The following is a 1,034-nucleotide window of genomic DNA, read 5'->3' as shown; positions in this document are numbered from 1 at the left end:
GTACTTTAGCAAGTTGTTCAAAATCCTGTCGCACAACAGGTTTAATTAGCTCATGAAATACGGTATTCTGATGTGACAAAACCTGAATCCTAGTCGTTAAAGTGTTTGTTTACACTCATATTTTAACTGTTAGGACTCAGGTTTTTTTATTTAAAGCAAACTATGGGACAGCAGTGGAGTTAACACTCTCTTTTTTAGTTACTAATAGACGAAAGGACAGCAAAACTTTCGTTGGCTGTCCTTTCTTACCCACCCCTAACCCTTAATTCATAGACCTAGTTTTCGGGACTTTCGCTTCCTATTCTGTTTTCAGAATCTAGATCTATGCCAAATGGATTTCACCATCGCGTTACAGGAGCGAACTGGCTGATCTGTAAGGCTCAAGCGGCAAAATCTAATGAATCCTACTTTGATTCTTTGTAAGGCTTTAGGCGCCTACAGCCTTGATGGTTTCTTTTAAGTTACCAAGTCGCAGGCAGTACTTCAATATCTTTTACTTGATAACCATTCATAACTAATGCATTTAATAATAAATAATCAATAGTATAGTAGTTCACTAAGTATGATTCATTTACTAAAGACTCATCTCGATAATGACGTACAAATTGGATCAACTCATTTAATCCTAACTGTTCAGTAATCTCAGCAACAAAGTTTGCATTAATATCTTGATGAGCTGGATGACTGTTATCAGGTTTAAAAGTGATTAATTTTTGAATCACACATCTAAATTTGTTATCTCCTTGCTCATGAACTGACAAGATAACCCGTGCATCTTTTCGTTTTATTCTTCCCTGATAATCTCTTTCGGGATTTATAAATTTCTCACGTAAAATCACCTTTCCTTCAACCAAAACAAACTTTATAGGAAAAGGCTCTTCAGTACCCTTTTCTTCTTCCAAATCCATTTCTTGTTGTGACTTTGAACCGTACCGGGTTTATCGGAGACTTTTTTATTTAAGTTAGGCCACCTGACCTAACGGATTAATCTTATCATAGTACATTGCTTCAAACTCAAAAGGCGATACATAACC

1 protein-coding gene and 1 pseudogene are annotated in these 1,034 nt (G+C 35.9%); both read right to left on the bottom strand.

The window, feature by feature from the left end; all coding sequences use genetic code 11:
• Positions 1 to 461: 461 nt before the first annotated feature.
• Positions 462 to 908, bottom strand: a complete 447-nt coding sequence (locus WFH18_RS17485; protein ID WP_336755372.1) for a hypothetical protein — start codon at positions 906 to 908, stop codon at positions 462 to 464.
• Between the two features lie 54 nt (positions 909 to 962).
• Positions 963 to 1,034: pseudogene (locus WFH18_RS17480) on the bottom strand (type II toxin-antitoxin system HipA family toxin); the annotation flags it as partial.

The organism is Acinetobacter sp. USHLN143 (assembly GCF_037145695.1).
GTDB classification, from domain to species: domain Bacteria; phylum Pseudomonadota; class Gammaproteobacteria; order Pseudomonadales; family Moraxellaceae; genus Acinetobacter; species Acinetobacter fasciculus.
The sequence above is the reverse complement of the archived record's forward strand: the minus strand, read 5'-3'. Positions and strand labels throughout refer to the sequence as shown.